This is a genomic window from Oceanobacillus neutriphilus, from assembly GCF_014645515.1.
In the GTDB taxonomy this organism is placed as follows: Bacteria; Bacillota; Bacilli; order Bacillales; family Amphibacillaceae; genus Oceanobacillus; species Oceanobacillus neutriphilus.
The window spans coordinates 29,084-48,735 of record NZ_BMLW01000020.1 but is presented as its reverse complement, the minus strand read 5'-3'; the positions used below and the strand labels follow the sequence as shown (position 1 = coordinate 48,735).

General features: G+C 37.5%; 22 protein-coding genes and 1 pseudogene. 11 read left to right on the top strand and 12 right to left on the bottom strand.

Features of this window, described 5'->3' with window-relative positions; genetic code table 11:
• Positions 1 to 13: 13 nt before the first annotated feature.
• The 3 genes from IEX29_RS24370 to IEX29_RS24360 form a co-directional block, all read right to left on the bottom strand.
• Positions 14 to 925: an RluA family pseudouridine synthase gene (locus IEX29_RS24370; protein WP_188738109.1), complete on the bottom strand. Its 912-nt coding sequence runs from the start codon at positions 923 to 925 to the stop codon at positions 14 to 16.
• An 84-nt stretch (positions 926 to 1,009) separates the two neighbouring features.
• Positions 1,010 to 1,240, bottom strand: a complete 231-nt coding sequence (locus IEX29_RS24365) for an excisionase family DNA-binding protein (RefSeq protein ID WP_077603721.1) — start codon at positions 1,238 to 1,240, stop codon at positions 1,010 to 1,012.
• Positions 1,241 to 1,528, bottom strand: coding sequence for a GNAT family N-acetyltransferase (locus tag IEX29_RS24360; protein WP_077603722.1), 288 nt, complete (start codon positions 1,526 to 1,528; stop codon positions 1,241 to 1,243).
• A 173-nt stretch (positions 1,529 to 1,701) separates the two neighbouring features.
• On the opposite strand from IEX29_RS24360, the gene IEX29_RS24355 reads away from it, so the two are divergent.
• Positions 1,702 to 2,574 (top strand): GNAT family N-acetyltransferase, encoded by an 873-nt coding sequence (locus IEX29_RS24355; protein WP_188738107.1) that lies wholly within the window; start codon positions 1,702 to 1,704, stop codon positions 2,572 to 2,574.
• Positions 2,575 to 2,688: 114 nt separating this feature from the next.
• On the opposite strand, the gene IEX29_RS24350 is transcribed toward IEX29_RS24355, so the two are convergent.
• From IEX29_RS24350 to IEX29_RS24340, 3 genes are all read right to left on the bottom strand, one after another.
• Positions 2,689 to 3,285, bottom strand: coding sequence for a peptidoglycan-binding domain-containing protein (locus IEX29_RS24350; protein WP_188738105.1), 597 nt, complete (start codon positions 3,283 to 3,285; stop codon positions 2,689 to 2,691).
• A 296-nt stretch (positions 3,286 to 3,581) separates the two neighbouring features.
• Positions 3,582 to 4,112 carry a thermonuclease family protein gene (locus IEX29_RS24345; RefSeq protein WP_229720375.1) on the bottom strand — a complete coding sequence of 177 codons (531 nt, stop codon included), beginning with the start codon at positions 4,110 to 4,112 and terminating at the stop codon, positions 3,582 to 3,584.
• A gap of 46 nt (positions 4,113 to 4,158) precedes the next feature.
• On the bottom strand, positions 4,159 to 5,112 hold the full coding sequence (locus IEX29_RS24340) for a D-2-hydroxyacid dehydrogenase (protein WP_188738103.1): 954 nt from the start codon (positions 5,110 to 5,112) through the stop codon (positions 4,159 to 4,161).
• A 516-nt stretch (positions 5,113 to 5,628) separates the two neighbouring features.
• On the opposite strand from IEX29_RS24340, the gene IEX29_RS24335 reads away from it, so the two are divergent.
• On the top strand, positions 5,629 to 6,498 hold the full coding sequence (locus IEX29_RS24335) for an ATP-binding protein (protein WP_188738101.1): 870 nt from the start codon (positions 5,629 to 5,631) through the stop codon (positions 6,496 to 6,498).
• A gap of 19 nt (positions 6,499 to 6,517) precedes the next feature.
• The gene (locus tag IEX29_RS24330; RefSeq protein ID WP_188738099.1) at positions 6,518 to 8,431 is read left to right on the top strand and encodes a vWA domain-containing protein; all 1,914 of its coding nucleotides are present in this window, start codon (positions 6,518 to 6,520) and stop codon (positions 8,429 to 8,431) included.
• 122 nt (positions 8,432 to 8,553) lie between these two features.
• Here IEX29_RS24330 and IEX29_RS24325 read toward each other — a convergent pair whose 3' ends face one another.
• Positions 8,554 to 9,006, bottom strand: coding sequence for a VOC family protein (locus IEX29_RS24325; protein ID WP_188738144.1), 453 nt, complete (start codon positions 9,004 to 9,006; stop codon positions 8,554 to 8,556).
• 76 nt (positions 9,007 to 9,082) lie between these two features.
• Between IEX29_RS24325 and IEX29_RS24320 the strand changes: the two genes are divergently transcribed.
• Positions 9,083 to 9,991, top strand: a complete 909-nt coding sequence (locus IEX29_RS24320) for a helix-turn-helix transcriptional regulator (RefSeq protein WP_188738097.1) — start codon at positions 9,083 to 9,085, stop codon at positions 9,989 to 9,991.
• 173 nt (positions 9,992 to 10,164) lie between these two features.
• On the opposite strand, the pseudogene IEX29_RS24315 reads toward IEX29_RS24320, so the two are convergent.
• Positions 10,165 to 10,418 (bottom strand): annotated as a pseudogene (locus tag IEX29_RS24315) (YdeI/OmpD-associated family protein); the annotation flags it as partial.
• A 222-nt stretch (positions 10,419 to 10,640) separates the two neighbouring features.
• On the opposite strand from IEX29_RS24315, the gene IEX29_RS24310 reads away from it, so the two are divergent.
• The 5 genes from IEX29_RS24310 to IEX29_RS24290 all read left to right on the top strand — a co-directional run bounded on the left by IEX29_RS24310 (position 10,641) and on the right by IEX29_RS24290 (position 16,483).
• Positions 10,641 to 11,387: a DeoR/GlpR family DNA-binding transcription regulator gene (locus IEX29_RS24310; RefSeq protein WP_188738095.1), complete on the top strand. Its 747-nt coding sequence runs from the start codon at positions 10,641 to 10,643 to the stop codon at positions 11,385 to 11,387.
• Positions 11,388 to 12,299: a 1-phosphofructokinase gene (gene pfkB / locus IEX29_RS24305; protein ID WP_188738093.1), complete on the top strand. Its 912-nt coding sequence runs from the start codon at positions 11,388 to 11,390 to the stop codon at positions 12,297 to 12,299.
• A gap of 25 nt (positions 12,300 to 12,324) precedes the next feature.
• The gene (locus IEX29_RS24300; RefSeq protein ID WP_188738091.1) at positions 12,325 to 14,208 is read left to right on the top strand and encodes a PTS fructose transporter subunit IIABC; all 1,884 of its coding nucleotides are present in this window, start codon (positions 12,325 to 12,327) and stop codon (positions 14,206 to 14,208) included.
• A gap of 249 nt (positions 14,209 to 14,457) precedes the next feature.
• Positions 14,458 to 15,414: an acetamidase/formamidase family protein gene (locus IEX29_RS24295; RefSeq protein WP_229720374.1), complete on the top strand. Its 957-nt coding sequence runs from the start codon at positions 14,458 to 14,460 to the stop codon at positions 15,412 to 15,414.
• 16 nt (positions 15,415 to 15,430) lie between these two features.
• Positions 15,431 to 16,483, top strand: a complete 1,053-nt coding sequence (locus IEX29_RS24290; protein ID WP_188738086.1) for a F0F1 ATP synthase subunit beta — start codon at positions 15,431 to 15,433, stop codon at positions 16,481 to 16,483.
• A gap of 70 nt (positions 16,484 to 16,553) precedes the next feature.
• On the opposite strand, the gene IEX29_RS24285 is transcribed toward IEX29_RS24290, so the two are convergent.
• Entirely contained in the window at positions 16,554 to 16,769 is a 216-nt protein-coding gene (locus tag IEX29_RS24285; protein ID WP_147209696.1) for a DUF2187 family protein, read from the bottom strand.
• Positions 16,770 to 16,927: 158 nt separating this feature from the next.
• Here IEX29_RS24285 and IEX29_RS24280 point away from each other — a divergent pair, with 158 nt between their 5' ends.
• Positions 16,928 to 17,308, top strand: a complete 381-nt coding sequence (locus tag IEX29_RS24280) for an SLAP domain-containing protein (protein WP_188738084.1) — start codon at positions 16,928 to 16,930, stop codon at positions 17,306 to 17,308.
• A gap of 309 nt (positions 17,309 to 17,617) precedes the next feature.
• The gene (locus IEX29_RS24275) at positions 17,618 to 18,241 is read left to right on the top strand and encodes a response regulator transcription factor (RefSeq protein ID WP_188738082.1); all 624 of its coding nucleotides are present in this window, start codon (positions 17,618 to 17,620) and stop codon (positions 18,239 to 18,241) included.
• A gap of 125 nt (positions 18,242 to 18,366) precedes the next feature.
• Here IEX29_RS24275 and IEX29_RS24270 read toward each other — a convergent pair whose 3' ends face one another.
• From IEX29_RS24270 to IEX29_RS24260, 3 genes are all read right to left on the bottom strand, one after another.
• Positions 18,367 to 18,621, bottom strand: coding sequence for a spore coat protein (locus IEX29_RS24270; protein WP_077603737.1), 255 nt, complete (start codon positions 18,619 to 18,621; stop codon positions 18,367 to 18,369).
• A gap of 15 nt (positions 18,622 to 18,636) precedes the next feature.
• Positions 18,637 to 18,822 (bottom strand): hypothetical protein, encoded by a 186-nt coding sequence (locus IEX29_RS24265; protein ID WP_147209699.1) that lies wholly within the window; start codon positions 18,820 to 18,822, stop codon positions 18,637 to 18,639.
• A 233-nt stretch (positions 18,823 to 19,055) separates the two neighbouring features.
• Entirely contained in the window at positions 19,056 to 19,589 is a 534-nt protein-coding gene (locus IEX29_RS24260) for a cysteine hydrolase family protein (protein ID WP_188738080.1), read from the bottom strand.
• Positions 19,590 to 19,652 lie beyond the last annotated feature (63 nt).

Here is a 19,652-nt window from a genome sequence, read left to right as displayed (position 1 = left end):
GGCTTTATATATATTATTTAGATTTATGGTAAAAAGATGTTGGAACATCAGAACGGAAAAATATCAATTTATCTGTTCTTGGATGGTAAAGCGCCAATGCTTTTGCATGCAGCCCTAACCGGCCAAGTATACGACGATGCCCGCCGCCATATTGCTTATCACCAACAACTGGATGGCCAAGCTCCTGCATATGAACCCGGATTTGATTCTTTCTTCCCGTTTCCAGCTCTACTTCTAATAAAGAAAAGTGCTGATTCGATTGAATGACCCGATAACGTGTCGCTGCACGCAGCCCATCATTTTTAACTCGGCTGGAGTACATCTTATGTGTCGAGCTTTCTTTTAGCCAGGAAACAATATAGCCTTTTTCCTTTGAAACCTTTCCTTCAACTAAAACGACATATGTTCTTTCTTTAACAATATCTTTCCAATTATCTTGAAGTTTACGCTTTACCTTTTCACTTTTTGCAAAAACCATGACTCCAGAAGTTTCCTTATCCAAACGATGGACAACAAAGATACGATTCATCGGATTTTCCTGCTTCACGTAATCCATCAACTGATGCAAGGCTGTTTGACGTCTTTCTTCCTTTGTTGCAATAGAGAGAAGCCCAGCTTCCTTATCAATGACAATAATATCTTCATCTTCATAAATAATGGACATTCCAATAAAGACTTCTTGTTTTACAGCTTCTTTATTCTTTAATATTTTAACAACCTGTCCCTTTTCCAACATGTAATTATGCTGGGTTTGTATACGATCATTCACGGAAACCTGCCCTCTGGTTAAAATAGACTTTACCGAATTACGGCTGCGATTATCTAAAACCTCTCTTAAAAAAGGAAATAATTCCTTGGATTCCGTAACCTCATAAGTCAAATATGGGGCGGACTTTTTCGATCGGGGACGTTTTTTGTTTTTCATTTAAAAACTCCTTTAATGTTTTGCTGTATCAATTTTCTTTTTATTTCAGAGAATTATTTGTATATTCAGCCTTGTGGATCAAAATTAATCTTCATCCTTCACATCAATATCTTCTGGAATTGGTTCGTCTAAGTACGCTTGTACTAATTTTCTGTATTTCTCAACCTGCTCGAAGTATGTTGTAAATTGGTTTCTGTTGATTAAATAGTTCTCCCCATCATAAATTGTACGGATTTTCCCCTGTAAAACATACGCCCGCACAATAGATTCATCTATAGATAAATATGCCGCTGTTTCTTTAATTGTCAGATACATTTAAATAAATTGTTTTTGAAGGACGTCATGATACGCTTCATTTTTCTGCATTTGTTTTTTTGCAAACGGGCATAAAGGGATAATATATTTATCATTTTCTCTTGCATATTGAACAACATGCTTCAGTAACTGTTGAGCAATTCCTTGGCTTCGGAGTTCCTTTGCCACATACGTATGATCAATAACCAGACGATTTGACCCTGATTGAACAAAAGTAATTTCTGCTTCCGGGTCCCGGATGTCCTCCCCAACATAGAATTTAGTTTCTCCTTTATGAATTGTAGCCATTTTAGCCCTCCTAAATCACAACATTATCTTTCATTATACTCTTTCAGGTTTCTTGTCTCAAGATATTATTTTTGTAAGCGTTTTAAATATTGAGAAATTATACTCTTTTTCTCAAATTGAATTACTGGACGAAACTGTATACCTCTTCCTATAATGAACTCTGAGGTGATTTGATGAATGCTGTAATCCGACAATTATTACCATCAGATATAAATTTTATGGAGAGCATGTATACTGGCATAGCTGATGATTATATTATACGTATTTTCGATAGGTTATGTACTGGAAACAATGTACTTTTTGGATATTTTATTCATAATCAGTTAGTAAGTACTGCCGGCTATACTACATTCGGGCCTGAATTTGCAATGCTTGGAAGATTAAGAAGTGATATTCGCTACCGGGGCCAGGGCTATTCAAAGCGTTTAATACAATATGTTCTTGATCAGGCATTTCAAGCAAAAGAACTGCAATGGATAGGTGCAAATACGCAAGCTGATAATGTACCTGCACAAAAGGTATTGAATCGTATTCATTTGGAAAAACAGACAGCATTTTATGGATGCACAGCAAAGAGACTTGATGCATTGCTGGATATGAAGCCCGGCTGGCAGGAAGCAACGCAGACAGAAACGAAAAAAAAATTACTTCATACATATCACATTTCAAAAAATACATTCTTTCCAGTTGAATGTTACTACCCATTTCCGAGCTCACCAAAGCTTTTTCAAAATGATCAGATTAAAAGCTGGCGTTTTTTTCAACAAGAAGGTCTTTTCCCTTTAATTACAAAAAAGGATATTAAAAAAGAGACATATCTTCACGCAGTATATCCATATCAGGATTTATTTGATCGACGAGGCTTATGGGAAACCATTGCTGCGGCACAAAAAGATTTACAAAACCAATGCCCTGATGAAGAAGTCCATATATGGATTGATATTCCGGCTTCTATTATAAACCGCCTGCCTGAAAATCATCCATTTGAATTGGATTCTCCATGGCTATTATATGGGATAGACCGGGATACGTGGTTAAAAACCTGAGTCTGCATACACTGAGATATAAAAAAAGATTTTTGCAGCCATAATATGGCAGCAAAAATCTTTTTTTATTTGTTATTCTTATTTCTTCCGGGAAAATTTATCCCAGCTTCTTTTTTATTTTGGAGGTTCAGATTCGACAACATCACCATTGCTATAGACATGATAATATCCCACTGTTCCGGTTCCTCCGTTATCTATTAATGATTGACTGGAAGCTTTTAATGAGTAAAATGTTTTTCCGTCTTCTTCATGTAATACACCGTCACTGCTAAATATAAGATCTTCGTTATCCAGCTTATCTTCAGCAAGACTGATAGCATCATCTACTGTAAACTGGTCTTTATTTTCATCAAACAATAACGCTGTCCACGTTTTCTCTCCTACAATTCCATCAGCTACTAAATCATTATCTGCTTGAAATTGTCTCACCTGTTTTTCCGTTTCGGAACCAAATATACCATCGGCTTCCACTTTTAATCCGAAATGATTTAGTTTCTCCTGTACTAATTGAACTTCTAATCCAGAATCAGACTTTTCCAGGGTAGGCTGATGCTCTGGAGCTATATCTAATAAAGGCTTTAATTCTTCTGAAACATCTGGGTGTTCCTCCGTCTGAACTACTTCTCCGCTTGAGGCTTCTACTGATTGAAATTGAAGCGGTGCTACACTCAAGGCTATTAACGGCACAACAGCAAACCATTTCTTCTTCATAAAGAGAGTCCTCCTCTAAAATTTGTTACATTATACCAATACCACCCAATTTATAAATAAAACCTTATACATAGTTACTTAACTTAATTGTAACCTTTATGCAATAATTAGATAAATCCAGCTTCATTTCAACTACAAGTATCTGTTCGTGTTCAGACGAAAAAAATCTAAACCATTGTTTAACTTCTCTTTACAAGAAGTCAAAGTGATTCAGATTTTCCACTGTAAATAAATTATTTGATTTTCAGTTAAATCACTCTGCTATTTCCAAAACCTCTTACTTTTTCTGTTCCCGCTTAATATTCATGAAATCGGCTTTCCACATATCCTGGGATTGACCAGATGTTTTCTCCGTTTTCCTTTGCTTCTTCTTCTGCTTCTTCTAATTCTTCCAAGTACTTCGTATTAGGCTCATAGACAAAAGCAACCCTTGCATAGCCTTCTTCCACTAATATCTGATTAACATTTTCATCATCCACCCAGATGTAGGCAAGCATCCGATCATAATCATCCCGGTCCGGGTTCCCTCTCTCCATTTCGACAGTTTCCCCCTCTGGCATCAGCTCTTTCGCAAAATCACTTGCTTCTTCACCAAATGGCTGCACTTCTGTATCAGGCTTCACACTTTCTGGCGTATCAATTAAGAGCAGACGAACCCGTTCTCTTGTTCCGTCTTCCAAATGCACAATCACCGTATCGCCATCAACAACACGCTCAATGGTTACAAGCTCTCTACCATCTGTTGGCTCACTATCTTCTAAAAAATCAAGCAGCTCACAGCCCGTTAGCAAGAACAGTAACGCGAGCAAAATAAGTATCTTTTTCATTTCCTGCATCCTTACTTTTATCAAAATTCTCTTTTCAACCTATTATTTAATATCCGCGATCATGCCGGTATAGATTAATCGATGGTGATTCTCCATTTAAATAGCTTTTTAAATTTGGAATAAATATATCTTCAATGACACGCTGATTATAGAATTCTGTTGCTCCTGCTGTATGTGGTGTCAATATAACATTCTCCATCTCCCAGAGCGGGCTGGTATTATCTAATGGCTCATTTTCAAAAACATCCAGTCCGGCACCGGCAATTTCATTATTCTCCAGCGCTGCGATCATTGCCTTTTCGTCAACAATCTGGCCACGTCCAATATTGACAAAGAAAGCATCCTTTTTCATCTGTTTAAATTGTTCCTCGCCGATCAGATGATGTGTGTCCTCTGTTAATGGTAAAGTAACAACAACATAATCACTTTGTGGAAGCACATTGTCTAACTGATGAGGCTGATACATTTCATCAACGTATTCCGCTGCTTTCCCTGAATGACGGACGCCAAGCACCTTCATTCCAAAAGCTTTTGCTATTTTCGCTGTTTCTTGCCCTATTTTCCCGACACCAAGCACTGCAATCGTCTTATTATGTATTTCACCGCGAAGCTTTGCATGATGCCAAACCTTCTCCTGCTGCTGTCTGACATAGGTGTGAATCAATCTGGTAAACCCAAGAATATAAGCAAAAATGGTTTCAGATATTGGATAGCTGTGGACCCCGTTTGCACTTGTCAGCTTTATCCCTTTCTCCTCCATTTTATTCAGATTTAAGGAATCGACTCCTGCACTCCAGGACTGCACCCATTTCAATTGATCACTTTCCAGATAAGTGCTTTCTTTACTCTTTTGCCAGTTAACAAGAATTTCTGCTTTTTTGAGAATATCATCTGAGAGCTCTTTTCCAATATGAATATCCCAATCTGGAGCAGCCTTCTGAATTTCTTCTACATATTTATCCTCCAGGTTTAAGTGAATCGCAATTGTACGTTTAGCCATATATCCTCCTATCCGGCACCATTCTCATAACAAGTGATGATGCCTGTCTCTATATTATTATTATTCAACTTTCGCACCTAAGAAGAAACATACTAACCTTGCTGTTCCAGGATGTACATGGTCTCTATTATCATGCTTGCTTTTAATTAACTCATCTTTTTATTTTTTGAACAGGTTATTGTGTATAACTTCCGCTCCGGCCAACCGCTCCGCTTTCTTAGGGCACCGCAGCGGTCGCTTTACACTTTACCTTCTATCTTATCTTTGTCAACAGATATATGGAAGAAATGATCAATCCCTGTCCCTGTAGATAGGAAGTTACTTTTTAAAGTGCGAAAGTTGAGTTATTATATTTATCTTAGCAATTGCTTCCCCATATCGCAACGACTGCGCATTCTTTGTATTTTTGCATAAGTAATAATACAATGTGAACGGAGCTTTTTTAATCTATAGAGGATGTTCAAAACTCCAATAAAAACGGAATCACTGCAAATGATTTCAAAAGGAGAACCAATTATGAATACAAATCAATTACCAAAAGCAGTTCAAGAGCTGCTTGAAAATAATAAAAAACAAGTAACAGATCATCAGGAGCTAATCCGATCCGGCGGATACCTTCCTCCGAGCGAGGAATTGTTAATTGATGCAATTGTTGCATTGAGCATGGGTAAAAATATTTTATTAAAAGGGCCAACCGGAGCTGGTAAAACAAAGTTTGCGGAAACACTTTCCTCTCTTTTTGAACGCCCAATGTACAGCGTTAACTGTTCTGTTGACTTGGATGCAGAAAGCTTGATGGGTTTCAAAACACTTGCCTATGAAGAAGAGAAACAAACAATCCAATTTGTTCCCGGTCCAGTTACCAATGCGATGAAACAGGGCAGTTTTCTATATATCGATGAGATTAATATGGCTAAGCCGGAAACATTACCTTTGATTAATGGTGTTTTAGATTATCGCCGGACTATTACGAATCCTTTTACCAACGAAATCGTTACTGCTATAGAGGGGTTCGGAGTGATTGCAGCCATTAACGAAGGTTATATTGGAACAGTTCCATTAAACGAAGCGTTAAAAAACCGTTTTATCGTGATTGATGTGCCCTATATTCAGGGAGAACAGCTGGAGCAGTTAATAACTGACTCAACAAATCTGACAGAAAAGCAGCTGATCAGTCATTTTGTCACATTATCCAACGATTTAATTACAGCAGTGAGCCAGGGGAAATTATCAGAGGATGCTGCTTCTATCCGTGCCCTGCTGGATGCTTGTGACCTTTCAACCTATCTTCCTCCTAAACGTGCTATTTTACGCAGTATCGTTGACAAGCTGGAAGAAGACCGTGAAAAAGCGTTCGTTGAGAATCTGGCAGATACCCTATTTTAATTAAAGGAGCTATGTTCATATGTATCGATTTCATCAAACAAAAGTCGACACCCATTTATTTATGCAATTGCAGGATTTGACTACTGTTTTGGCAAAGAACGGACAGCTGCAATTCGAATCCAGCTTTGGCTCCTTTATTGATTTAGTAGAAAACAAAGTAACAGCCAGCCGTTTCTGGGACCGGCTCCCATCAGAAATGAAAGAAGCAGGCGCTAAATCAGATGTCATTCTGCGGACATTAGGGACACTGCAACAGACAGATGTAAAAAGCCTGCAGCAATTTAAAGAAGATTTGCAGGATTCCTTTCTCCCTAAATTTGCAATACAGTTAATGACTTTATTAGAGGATATTCGCCTGGAGGATGCTATCCGCAGAGAACGGCCTGGCACAAAACGGAATTTCACCTATCGGCAACAATATTTTCATCATTATTTCACGACACAGCTGCAGTCTAATGTGACACGCAGTTATGCGACAGATGAAATTTTTTGTATGATTTATTTATTACTGTTTGCCAATCAGCCGGATCCGGATTTTCCCCGCGTAGAAGTGGAGCAGGTGGATATGCTCGATAGTTTAAGACCTCATCTGTACAGTGTTTTTGAAACTAAAAGTACGCGGGACAATGTTTCTCTAACAGAAAAAATTGTTCAGAAAATGCAAAGAGCCGGTTACACAGATTCCATTCATGAATATTTCATCCTGCCAATCGGACATGTGGAAACTTATGAGAAAAATACACTATTTGATGAATTGACACGGACAGATCCACTTGTGAATGAAGATCAGCAGGAAGAAACAAACGAAGAAAATGAATATTTTGATGAGACCTTCTCTACATGGCATCGTGAAAATAAAAATGATGACCGCAAGCAGAATTTCCTGCAATTTGAATTAGAACAGGGAACTAAAACCTCGATGCTGGGAGGCGATGCCCGTGAAACAGAGGATGGCGACCAGGCGATGGCTGCGATTCAAGGGGATTCCGGTCAAAGCAAGCAAAATGATTATTCTGATAAAGAAGCTCTAAATAAGGAAGAGAATACTTCAGAAAACAGCAGTGAATCAAGCTTTGGCAAAGAGAATGAGCACGCCCGGATGTTTACGGTATATGTAGAGGCTCCTACAGAGGACGAAGAGCTGCAATATCGGGAATTTGTAGAGGAAATTGATCCTTTTAAAAGAAAGCTTGCCAAAACTATTCAATTAACTCTGGAGCATAAGCAGAATACACCGAGGTCAAATCTTTTATTTGGGCGTCTCTCTAAAAAACTGCTTCCTATCTTTTTAGAGGATTCTCCACGGGTTTTTTATAAAAAAGAACAGGAATCAAAGGAATTTGATGCAGTTTTCACTTTATTAATCGATTGCTCTGCTTCGATGGAAAACAAAATGGAGGAAACAAAACGGGGTGTTACTCTGTTTCATGAAGTATTAAAAGAATTACGCATCCCCCATGAAATTATCGGCTTTTGGGAGGATGCCAATAAAGTAAGTGAAGACTATCAGCCAAACTATCTCCAATATATCCAGACAATAGAGGATTCCTTGTATAAAGAGCAGGGTGCTAAAATTATGCAGCTGGAAGCACAGGAGGATAACCGGGACGGCTTCAGCATTCGTCATGTTACTAAAAAATTAATCAGCCGCAGCGAGAAGAATAAATTTTTACTTGTCTTTTCGGACGGACAGCCGGCAGCTTCCGGCTATGACCAGAATGGCATTGTTGATACGTACCAGGCTGTTGCGAATGCCCGCAAGCATCACATCGATGTAGTCGGTATGTTCCTTGCAAACGGACAGATTGAAGAAAATAACGATACTATGATGCAGAATATTTATGGAAAAGAGCGCATTATGGTTCCTGATGTGAGCGCTCTGCCAGAGCATTTCACACCTTTACTCAAGCGTTTATTGCTTAAGGCAATATAAAAGTATAACAGGCCCTGAAAATCTCCATTTATATAGGATTTTCAGGGCCTGTTAAGGCATTGCTGTCTTAACGTGGACGTTATATTAAAATATTTTGTGAGTCCCGTCCTAATATTACAAATTTAATTTGAGAAACTATCCAGAAATTTACTTGCTTCACTATTAAATTTCCACATTACACCAAATTTATCAATTAACATTCCGAAGCTTACTGACCACGGTACAGAAGATAAAGGCATAACCACAGTACCTCCTTCCGAAAGTTTTTCAAAACATTGTTTATTCATTTCCGGATCAGCATCAATAATACTGATTAAGACCGTACTCCCCTTTGTGACTTCACCTGTTAGAGCCTGCATTGATGGCAGAACATCCGAGATCATTAAAGTATTTCCTGAAAACTCCAGACAAGATTCCATAATCATGTTTTGCTCCTCTTCCGACAATGGATATTCTGGATTTTGACCAAAAGCACCAAATTTCACTTTAACGCTTTTTGCTTGAAAAGCTTTTTCATAAAAAGCTATTGCTTCCTCTGCTTCTCCATTAAATTGTAAATAAGCTATTGCTTTCATCATTATTTCCCCCTTTTCATATTTGAAGTATAATAGACCTAAAACGACAACTGTATGTCGTATATGGGAGGAAAATATGAAAAAAATTGAGCGGCTTATCTCCATCGTAATGATTTTATTACAAAAGAAATCTGTCTCCGCTTCAGAATTCAGCAGGCTTTTTCATGTATCCAAACGAACGATTCAGCGCGATATGGAAACATTAAGTTATGCAAGAATACCTGTTTATGCAACATATGGTGCTGAAGGCGGGTACGCCCTTATGGAAGACTATAAATTTGATAAACGTTTATTAAATAACAAAGATATTGAAAATATACTTGTAGCCTTAGGCGGTTTTGATCGTTTAATTACAAACCAGGAAATTCAGACGACTATCCAGAAAATTAAAGGAATGACCAGTGCTGATATTTCCCCAAAATATGATTTATCTTTTTACGACTGGGCAGGAAGAAGGCAAATTAAAGAAGATATTTCATTTATCATACAAGCCATTGAAAATAATTGGTTACTAAAGTTTGAATATGTAGACCAAAAAGGAAATATAACATACAGATCTGTGGAGCCTTATAAGTTACATTTAAGTGAAATGCATTGGTATCTTATCGGGTTTAGCTTAGAGCGTGGAGACTATCGGACGTTTAAATTAACAAGGATAACAAATATCCAAAAAGACGGTTTTTTCACTCCAAGATCTGAAAAGGTATTTGAGAAAGAAAAACAATATAATAAACAAGAAGATTTGATTAGTGTGCAAGTGTTGATAGATATCGCTGTAAGAGATCAATTTATCGAGAGATATGGAAAAAACGCCGTTACTGAAAAGACCCCAAGAAGCTATCTTACGACTATTGAGCTGCCTGAGAATCCATTCTCCTATCAATTTTTAGCGGGATTCGGCGATAAAGTTAAAATTATAAAACCCGAAAGCTTTATTGCTAAATATAAATTATTTTTGGAGGAGGCAATAAAGCTTTATCAATAAGATGCTTCCGGCTAAGTCTGGCTTTCTATTTAGTACGCAAGGATCAATTTGGAACATTCGTTCATTTTGTTATTGAACAATCGAGATACCAAAAAGCAAGATCTTGTGCAAAGGAGATTCATCTTCCCCCTTACCTCCGCGCTTGAAGAGGGAGCTTTCTCCCCTGTTTTGATAAAAGCTTCAGGTCGCATATCGAGCAGAATTTCCATTCCTGATTCTTTTATCATGCCTACTTTATCCAGTCTCCTCACTCTTTCTTTATTTAATTCTGTCCAATTACCTTTTTATTTCTCGGAGAAAGACTTTGAGCCAATTCGGTATCTGATATTTTCTTTTTTGTACCATCAATCCAACCAAAATATAATACCTCTTCCACTGCGTCTAAATACCGGATGACTTTCGGTTGTTTCTTCATGCTTACAACTACTCAACAAAATTTAGCTCTATTTGATTGACTCTTTCACTTTCCCATCTCTTCATTTTCTTTTTACAGGAAGAAAATATTATTCAATTTCGAATAGAAAATGTTACGTATATTATACCTATCTCCCTTCCCCCCTCATTATAATTTATTTCATTGCTTTATTTTGAATGATTTTGGTTGTTTTTGAACGATTTAGATGATATTATAAAAACAAGAGGTGAGGATATGCTAACAGATGAACGCCATCAGTATATTTTACGCCGTCTAAATGAAAGCGGTGTAATCAAATCCGTTGATTTAATCGAGAGCCTCGGCAGCTCGGAATCAACAATCCGCAGAGACCTCGCTCAATTAGAAAGTAAAGGTCTCCTGCTCCGCATTCATGGCGGTGCAAAATTGAACGCAACATTTGGCGCAGAGCTGACGTATCAGGAAAAAACAATCAAAAACAGTCAACAAAAAAAGAATATAGGGAGGTATGCTGCCACACTTTTAGAAGAGAATGATGTCATTTATTTAGATGCAGGTACAACAACTCTTGAAATGATCCCGTTTCTTACAGATACTTCTATTACTGTTGTTACGAATGGTATTGCCCATGCTTCTATGCTTGCAGACAGACAAATTAACGCTTATCTCGTAGGCGGTAAATTAAAGCATTCTACCAAAGCGATGGTAGGAGCACCCAGTCAACGTTCTTTAATGAATTATCAATTTACGAAAACCTTTCTCGGTGTAGATAGTATTGATATGACATATGGCTGTACAACACCAGACCCTGAGGAAGCTTCTATGAAACAATTAGCAATTGAAAGAGCTTCAGATACTTATTTCCTGGCAGATGACAGTAAATGGAATAAAGTCAGCTTTGCAAAGATATGTGACTTTTCCGATGTAACGTTCATTACCGATAAGATTTCAACAATACATCAACCGTATTTAAATCATACAACAATTTTGGAGGCAGATTAGATGATCTATACCATCACTTTAAATCCATCAATCGACTATATTGTTCCTGTAGACAAAATCGAATTAGGCGGCTTGAGTTATATGGAAAATGACTATAAGCTCCCCGGCGGAAAAGGGATTAATGTATCAAGAATATTAAAAGCACTCTCAACAGACTCTGTTGCTCTCGGATTTGTAGGCGGCTTTACAGGTAAATTTATTGAAGATGCTTTAGATGAATTAGATGTTCGGACAAACTTTGTCAATATCAAAGAAGACACACGGATCAATATCAAGCTTAAATCAGATCAGGAAACAGAAATCAATGGACGCGGCCCCGCTTTATCTGATGATGAGGTTGCTAAATTCTTAAAGCAACTGGAAGGAATAAAAGAAGGAGATACCGTTATTCTATCTGGAAGCAAGCCCCCTTCCCTATCTGAGGATTTTTATGAGAAATTAATCCAGCAGGTAACAAGTCGGGGCGCTGAATTTGCTATCGATACCACTGGCGCTGCACTTGAAGCATCTTTAAGCTATAAACCATTATTGGTTAAACCAAATATTCATGAGCTGGAAGCATTATTTGATGTGAAGCTGGAAACAAATGAAGCTGTAGTAACTTATGGGAAAAAGCTTTTAGAAAAAGGAGCGAAGCACGTTATTATTTCCATGGGCGGAGATGGGGCATTACTTATCACTGACCAGGGAAACTATAGAGCACAAGCGCCTGAAGGAAAACTGATTAATTCCGTTGGTGCCGGTGATTCGATGGTTGCAGGCTTTATCAGTTCCTTCTTAAAGTCAAAGGACGCTGTTGAATCGTTTAAAACATCTGTTGCTTCCGGAAGTGCAACTGCTTTTTCTGAGGATTTAGCTACCGCAGAAGCCATTGAAAATCTATGCTCTCAAATTCAGATAGAAGTCATATAACTTCAAAATAGAAAGGAAGATAAACATGCAGGTTACTGATTTATTAAAAAAAGATGTGATGCTTTTAGATCTAAAAGCTACGACCAAAGAAGCTGCTATAGATGAAATGATCGCAAATCTTTATAAGTATAGAATTATTTCTGAAAAAGAATCATTTAAAGCAGCAATTCTTGCCCGCGAGGAACAATCCTCAACCGGTTTGGGTGATGGCATCGCGATGCCCCACGCAAAAATGGCAGCAGTGAAAGAGCCTACAGTACTATTTGCGAAAAGTAAAGACGGGATTGATTATGATTCCTTAGATGGACAGCCTGCCCACCTCTTCTTTATGATTGCTGTTCCTGAAGGCGGAAACGATACACACCTGCAAACGATAGCTGCGTTGTCCCGTCTTCTGATGGAACCGGACTTTGTAAATAAGTTGAAAAATGCTTCAACTCCTGATGAAGTAGAAGCGCTATTCGTTGAATCTACAAAGGAAGAGGAAGCTCAGGAAGAAACAAATCAAGCTGCAGAAAGTGGAGCAGAAGCAACAGATGAAAAACCATTTGTAGTTGCTGTAACAGCTTGTCCTACTGGAATTGCACACACTTATATGGCTGAGGATGCTCTGAAGAAAAAAGCTAAAAAAATGAATGTGGATATTAAAGTAGAAACTAACGGATCGGACGGCACCAAAAATCATTTAACAGATGATGAAATTAAACGTGCTTCCGGAGTTATTGTTGCAGCAAGTAAAAAAGTTGAGATGGCACGATTTGACGGCAAACATGTTATTGAACGTCCTGTTGTAGATGGGATTAAAAAAGCGGAAGAGCTTATAACCAAAGCAGTAAATCAAGATGCTCCAGTCTATCATAACTCTGGCGAAAAATCTGGAGATGATGGAGAGTATGAAAAGCAGTCTGCCTGGGGTAAAATTTATAAAGATTTAATGAACGGAATTTCCCACATGCTTCCATTTGTTATTGGCGGCGGTATCTTAATGGCTGTCTCCTTCCTGTTTGAAAGTTTCTTAGGAAGCGAATCGGAAGTTTTTCTATTCTTTAATACCATTGGAGATACAGCATTTAGTTTCTTAATTCCAATTCTTGCCGGTTATATTGCAATGAGTATTGGCGACAGACCTGCTTTAATGCCGGGTATTGTAGCTGGTTTGATGGCAGACAGCAGCGGCGCCGGGTTTATTGGCGGCCTTATCGGCGGTTTTGTAGCTGGTTATTTGATTATATTAATTAAACACTTATTAAGAAACCTGCCGCAATCTTTAGCAAGTCTTAAACCTATTTTATTATATCCTGTGCTGGGTCTACTTGTAACAGGAACAGCCATGTATTTTGTAATCGGCCCTGTATTCTCCACCCTAAATAATTATATTTTAGACTTCTTAGAAGGTCTTGGGACAGGAAACATTGTTCTGCTTGGTATACTGCTTGGCGGTATGATGGCAATCGATATGGGCGGTCCATTTAATAAAGCAGCTTACACTTTCTCTATCGGAATCTTTAACGATACTGGGGACGGCGCATTTATGGCAGCAGCCATGATTGGCGGTATGGTGCCTCCATTAGCAATTGCCTTGGCATCTACTATCTTTAAAAACAAATTTACAGCAGATGAGCGTAAATCCGGAACAGCGAATTACATTATGGGGATTTCCTTTGTTACGGAGGGAGCTATTCCATTTGCAGCAGCAGATCCGTTACGCGTAATCACCTCGTCTGTTATCGGCTCAGCAATTGCTGGAGGTCTGACACAATTCTTCCATAGTACAATTCCTGCGCCACATGGCGGTATTTTCGTTGTTTTCTTAGGACATGCGTGGTGGTTCTTCTTACTATCCTTGATTATTGGTACAGTTATTTCAGCATTGATTCTAGGTATATGGAGGAAACCTGTTTCACAATAGGAAAGCAATTCAAATTTTTGAGGAAGTCTAACATCTGTTGGACTTCCTTTTTTGTGCTCCAGAAATGGAATTAGAAGCCCCCATTTTGAAAGACGAAACTTTTAGCTGAATTTTCATTTCAAATATCCTTTTACACTTCTTTTACCAAGGTAAATCATTCAAGTAAATTCAGATTATTTCAATTTATACATTTACTTTATAGAGTAATTTATGTTACCTTATAAAGTAAATACAAAAGGAGTGATTTTCTTGAAAACATATTATTTAATGCCTGACAAAAATTCTTTGCACAACCATTTCAGTCTAGATTTAGATCCTATTTTAACTATTCATAGTGGAGATTCAGTTGTGTTTAAAACACTTGATTCTGCTTGGGGTATGGAAAAAAGAAGTGTACCTGGCGCACAGAGAAAGAGATGGACAGAAACCATTCCCGAACGGCAGGCTCCCTTCTTCGGTCATGCTCTCATCGGTCCGGTTTCTATTCATAATGCCGAAATTGGAGATACCTTAGAAATTAAAATTAATGAAATTATTCCAGGTGAATGGGGGTGGGCTTCAGGAGGTGGATTTCCCAGTGAATGGAACAAAAAATTAGGAATTGCTGAAGAAAAAGAGGTTATGCTTGATTTTTTAATTGATAGCGAGCTCAAAGAAGCAGTGAGCCAGTTTGGTAATTTCCCTTATAAGATCAAAATTGCTCCTTTTATGGGAATAATGGGTATGCCTCCTAATGCTGAAGGTAAACATAGTACATTTGTTCCGAGAGAATCTGGAGGAAATATAGACTGTAAGGAATTACAGGCTGGAAGCCGTTTATTTTTGCCGGTTTCTGTGGAAGGCGGTCTTTTTTCAACAGGAGATGGGCATGCCATTCAAGGGGATGGTGAAATTTGCGGCCCCGCTTTAGAATGTCCAATGGAGAAAGTTCATTTAACCTTCATTCTTCATAAAAAACAAAAATTTTCATTTCCAAGAGCTGAAACCCAAAAAGCTTGGATTACGATGTCCTTTCATGAAGATTTAGATGAAGCTATGTGGTCAGCGCTAAATAATATGATAGACTGGATGATAGAAATCTACTCATTTTCAAGAGCTGAAGCCAGTGCATGGGCTTCCTTGGCTGTTGATTTACGAATTACTCAAATCGTTAATGGAAACAAAGGAGTCCATGCCCTTTTAGCAAAAGATAAGATTTATAAATAAGGAAAGGAGCATTGTAATGGATTCCCTTTCAATCCGATTAAATACATCTTTTTTACGCAGCAGAGTACCTAATCTGACTGTTGCTGCAAAAAATGCCGGATTAAGACCTGCAACAGTCTCAAATCTCTGTACAGGTAAAATTCCGTTGGGGCGAGCTGAAATTAGAACAATTGTTTTACTTGCAGAGCTGGCAGACTGCACGGTCGATGATCTGATTATTATAGAAGACTATAGCAAAAAAATTGAAACTGGCATAAAAACGATAGACCTGTTTGCTCCACTTGTCTTGAATAGTACAGTAGGGTTAATTGCACGACCCGGTATGGGGCAGCTTGCTCTCTTAGCCGAAGTGTTTCACAGGTTAAAAAATCATTCTTTTAAAACCGTAACCCTGACGCCCAAAAAAGAAGACCCTGGATTAAAAGATTTGCTTCATGAATCGGATTATGTCGCCTCAGGTTTTGAGGAAATAACTGTCCTTTTATCAGACGAATGGAAAAATAAAAATGTTTTGCTTGTAGTTGACAGAGCTCATGTTATTTCTGGAGAATTAGGAGACTTTAATCAAAATCCTCAATTAAAAGAAGTTCTCAGCTTAACAACTTTTTTAATGGATTTAAGTGGTGAGGCTCCTGATGATGATCTTCCATTTGGTCCTCTTGATACAATTTGGCAATTTGATGCAGAACTCGTTGCTCAAAAATACTATCCTGCAATTCACCCGCTCTTTTCTATTTCAGAGAGCTACCAGCTTGATAAAAAGCAGAATAAATTGCAGCAGGATGCCAGAAAGATTTTACGTCGCTATAGAGAACTGCGTGCACTTTTTGCTATTAGAGGGTATGAAAAAATGAATAAAAAGGAAGAGAATGACTTTATGCGCGGTCAAAAGCTGGAAGCATACTTAACACAATCTTTTTTTATCGCAGAGCCATATACAGAACGAAAAGGAAGCTTTGTAAAAATCACTGCACTTTTTGATGATATGAATAAACTGCTTATGGAAGATTTAGCGGACTTAGAAGCTTCATCACTATTCTACAAAGGCGATTTAAGTACAGTATTGTAAGATCTGCTGTCTTCTGAATACAAACCGCCCCGGCAAAAAATGTACCGGGGCGGCTTTCATATTAGCCAAATTATTTTCTTTTATAATTTTTATGGTTTACTACTGTTTTAATCGGTTCTCCGGTTGAAGGATGATTTCCAATACGAACAATAACAGAATTTTCGCGTACAATAAGCACCTCTGCTTTTTTGCCTTTATGCTCCCCGCGTACGATACTGATGGTTTCTCCAACTTCCGCAATATTCTCCGGCTTCACTGCCTGTTGTTCTAAATTTTCCTCTTCCACGTTCTAACCTCCCTTAATTCATAGCTGACTAGTGTTTTTATCCTGTTTATCGTACCATAAGTGTAAAACGAATGACATTTTTTTTCAAAAGAAACGCTAAAAATTTATTTCTATGCTCGAATCTTATATAATCAAGGTATCTATAAGGAGGATTTGTTATGAACCTTGTTTTTGAACCCAAATGGGATAAAGCGCTTCCCGATACTGACCGGCGCAAGATTGAACAAACATTTCAAAAATCTGTACAGCACAATGCGGTTGATAAGCAGATGACGTTTACCAATCTATGGCAAGCAAGAAATCACCGGTCAGATTTATTGGTTACTGTTTTGATTAATAATTACAGCAGACAAGCGTACTCATTTAGTAACACAACATTACAATATGTAGAAGACGACGCAGTAAAAGCAGAAAAACAATTTACTTTAGAAAGGGTTTTTGTCCCTCCAGATTCAAGCATGCCCTGGACTTTTATTTTTCCAGAGTCCAGTTTTACAGATTTCCCTATTAACCTGCAAGGGAAACTAGTTTATAAATAGTATATTTCTTGGATATTCATGCATAAGTAGGTCCTTTTACTTTTTTAAACCAGGATTTAACTATCATTTTTCAATTAAAATCTTTTTCAGGATTTTAATTAATACAATCCTATGCTATATTTGAAGATATGATTTCATCAGCAGAATTCTAAAAATTCATATCCCCTTTTCTTATAGAAAACAAGCTCGAATAGTTTTGCCAAATATTTATTTTGAACTGCTACTAGACTCAAGAATCAATATCGCATAATTATTCATTTTTTATTTACATCACGAAAATACTCACTCAAATGACAGGAGATGATAATTTTGAGTATAACACCAACTTCGAACAGAACTTTGAATTTTATTGATGCTTTTACGTTATCCGAAAAAACGAATTTAAATATTTCTATATTATCTTTAAGAGATTTAGATGATTTTCAGCTTGATTCATCAAACGTACCGGATTTAGTCATGGTACCAATTTATCAATATAATGACATCACGCGTATTCTTGAACAGGAACAATTAAAGGATGTTAAAACTGCTATTATCCTGCCTAATTTGCATATGAAGGATATTATCCGTTTATATGAATTAGATTTTGATGGCTATTTTGTTAAAAACATGAGTTTAAATGAAGTAGTGTCAGGGATTCGTTTTATTGACACAGATTGTATTTATGTCTATCCAGAGTTAGCTAAAGATTTACACGACGAATTTTTAACCCTTTCTTCTACATTACAATCCCGTCCTGAGGGGCTCCTTACTAAGCGGGAATGGGATGTACTGCTTGAGATATCACGAGGCAATAATAACGAAATTATAGCCAGAAACTTAGAAATATCTGATAAAACAGTTAAAAACCATGTTACAACAGTGTTACGAAAACTAAATGTAAATGACCGGACCAATGCAATGCTTTTAGCATATCGCAAAGGCTGGATTTAAAAAAATAATGTAATGAAATAAAACGGGAAGTCTACGAAAGAAATAGACTTCTCGTTTTTTAATGCGTGCACAATTTAAAATTGTGATGCTATCTCTCCAAGCCGTCCTATACAAGCTCTGTTTTATCAGCTGCCTTGAGATAATTCAGTTTGCACCTGCTGCACTTCTTGGGGACTTGCCTGCTGACCAGGCTGGTAATATCCATTTTGCAAGGCATATTGATATACTTTCAATTGGCGTGCTTCATCACGGTTTCTCAGTTCAACAAATTTTTGGCGCAGCTGGGGATTATTTGACTCAGAAATATAGCCAGCATAACCTTTTAAACTTGCATTAAGACCATTTAAATAATCATTCACCATTTCTTTATCCTGAAACATTTTCAAACCACCCTCCTATTGTAAAAATGACATTAATTGTTGCTTGGCATTGCGGGCATCTTCTGCATCAAATTGCAGCATTGATTTAAATTCCGGATCTTGTGCCTGCTCAGCATAAGCCTCCAGTTTATTGACAATCATCCCATGCTCTCCAATAACTTTACGCAATGTTTCCAGTTCAGTTTGCGTTAATTGGCTCATCAGACAAACCCCTTTCCAAAAATTTATCACGGAGATAACAAACGCTAACTCCCTGAATTACGCAACTGACATTCAATAATATAAAAGTGGAAAAGGCCAATTTGCTGGTGTACCGGGCTGCAGCTGCTTCCCCAATAATAACTTGTACACGTCAAATAACCTCTCATTGAATGCAGTTTCGTTTTATCAGGATTATTATGCCCGGCGAATTATTTTATATGCCATCAAAGGATTCAATTATTACTCCATTCTTTATATTCTTCCGTATCTAACACCTTTATTGCTCCAGACCAATGCAAAACAGTTCCGATAAAATCTGGAATATCTAAATCCTGCATTTCATATACTTCCCCATTATTCACTGTTGCAGTAGCATCTTCCAGAAATGCAACCTTAAATTCGCGATCATATGCTGCAATCGCTGTGAATAAGCAGCAAAATTCCGTATTAAGTCCGATAATGACAAGCTCGTCCACATTGTATGCTTTGCACTTCTCCAGCAAATTGGTTTGATAAAATGCGCTGGGCGTTTCTTTTTGAATTATTTCTGTACCATACTTTTTAAAAGGCGGATAAATTTCTGCCCCGCTTCCGTTTATATAAAATGGATCTTCTTTATTTTCACTAGTGTGCTGGATCAGAAAAATAGGTAAGCTCTGCTTTGAAAATTCTTTTAGGATAAGCTCCATATTATTAACACGATCTCCTAAATCATACCGCTCATTAATTAGTGCTTTTTGCATATCTATCGCTAATAATGCTTTCAATATTACAAACCTCCAATGATATTTAAAATGTTTTTTTAAATAATTAGTTTACGTATGATATAC